This is a genomic window from Streptomyces sp. UH6 (assembly GCF_013421635.1).
Lineage (GTDB): Bacteria > Actinomycetota > Actinomycetes > Streptomycetales > Streptomycetaceae > Streptomyces > Streptomyces abyssomicinicus.
Genome location: NZ_JACADT010001062.1, coordinates 1 through 1,882, shown reverse-complemented (window position 1 = coordinate 1,882; position 1,882 = coordinate 1). Strand labels below are relative to the sequence as shown.

Here is a 1,882-nt window from a genome sequence, read left to right as displayed (position 1 = left end):
TCCGGCGAGCCGGCGGGCGGCGGCCGTCTCGTGGTCCGACGCGTAGCGCCGGTCGTGGATGCGGGCGGCCTTCCAGCTGACGAAGGCGCCGGTGGTGGTGACGGGGTCGAGCTCGTCCAGGAACTCCACGGTGCAGCGCACCCCGAGCGCGGCGGCGATCCGTCCCGCGTGCGCGGCCTGCTGCCCCGGGGCGGGGCCGCCGGGCAGGTCGAGGCGGACGGTGACCAGGTCCTCGCCGGTGTCGTCCCGTTCGATGACGACCTGGTAGCCGTAGGCGTGGTCGACGCCGTCCAGGACGGCCTGCTCGATCTGCCAGGCCTGGAAGCTGTGTCCGCCGAGGACGATCCGGTCGCGGGTGCGGCCGACGACCCGCACGACGGGCCCGCGGATGCCGCAGCCGCAGTCGTTGGCGCGGAGTTCGACCAGGTCGCCGGTGCGGTAGCGGATCAGCGGCTTGATGCCGTCGATCAGCATGGTGACGACGAGTTCCCCGGTGCCGGTGTCGCCGAGCGGGGCGCCGGTGTCCGGGTCGACCAGTTCGGCGACGTAGTTGGGCCGGGCCAGGTGGAGCCGGCCGTGCGCGCAGGCGGAGGCGACGACGAGGGTCTCCTGGGCGCCGTAGAGGGCGTTGTAGGTACGGGCGCCCCAGGCCTGGTCGATCTGGCGGGCCAGGTCGGGGGTGCACATCTCGCCGGTGACCAGGAAGACCTTGACGTGGAAGTCCCGGCGCGGGTCGAGGCCCTCCTCGATCGCGGCCTTGGCCAGCGACAGGGCCACGTTCGGGGTGCAGAACACCACGTCCAGGCGGAGGTCGCGGAGCAGCTGCAGCGCCTTCGGGAAGCCGATGACGGGCGAGTACGGCCAGATCTTGGCGACGGCGGATCCGAGGTTGCGGGCCACGTCGCCGAGGGTGTCGCCCAGCGAGTGCACCTCGGTGGGGCCCATCACGCCGACCCGCGGGGCGCGGTCGCCGAAGACGTCGGTGAAGATGTTCCGCCAGCTCTCCGTCACGTGCGCGTTGGAGGCGATCACCTCGCGCGGGTCGCGCGGGCAGGGGGTGGCGGGGCCGGTGGTGCCGGTGGTCTCGTAGTAGAAGCACGCCTCGTCGAGGTCGCGGCTGAGGACGTCGTGCATGGCGGTGCGCAGGTCGTCCTTGGTGGTGAAGGGCAGCCGCCGCAGGCCGTCGAGCGTGAGCCCGTCGGCCCGGACACCGGCGAGGTGGCGGGCGTAGAAGGGCGAGCCCTGCTGGGCGAGCGCGACGACCGTGCGCAGCTGTTCCTCGGCCCACCGCCGCCACTCCTCCTCACGGAGCTCTCCGGCGGTGTAGCGGTCGTGCAGGGTCAGGTAGCGCTCGATGAAGTCCCGGTGTCGCCCGGACGTGGGCAGCCACATGGTTCCCCCAGTGGTTCGGCGGATGCGGAAGTGCCGTGCACCAGGTGTGCGCCTGGTGCGCCCGTACGCGTCCGGGAAACGGCCCTCCGATACTGCGGGCCGCCCCGCCGTGCCCTCAATCCGCCTTAGGTGACAGCCGGTTGGCTCTTGGAGGCAGCCCCGTGTGTCACCCGGCACCTCACCCCGCGGCCACCGCCCCGCCCGCCGTGGCCGCACCGGCCGCCTTGGCCGCCGTCACGAACTTCTCGATCAGCGCCGGGTCCTTGACCCCGCGGGCGCGCTCCACACCGCTGGAGACGTCGACGCCCCAGGGCCGCAGTCCGGCCACCGCCTCGGCGACGTTGTCCGGGTCCAGTCCGCCGGCGAGCAGCCAGGAACCGGAGGGCGCGCGGCCGAGCGAGGCGGGGTCCCAGCGTTCGCCGGAACCCGGGCTGGGCGAGTCGACGATCAGCAGGTCCTCGCCCCAGGCGCCGGTCTCCAGCGGGGCCCC

At 73.5% G+C, this 1,882-nt stretch carries 1 protein-coding gene and 1 pseudogene; both read right to left on the bottom strand.

Annotated features, from left to right (window positions below; translation table 11 throughout):
• The coding region (locus tag HW445_RS29205) for a phenylacetate--CoA ligase family protein (RefSeq protein WP_180223837.1) at positions 1-1,392 on the bottom strand (1,392 nt) is incomplete at its 3' end.
• Positions 1,393-1,570: 178 nt separating this feature from the next.
• A pseudogene (locus tag HW445_RS29200) lies at positions 1,571-1,882 on the bottom strand (hypothetical protein); the annotation flags it as partial.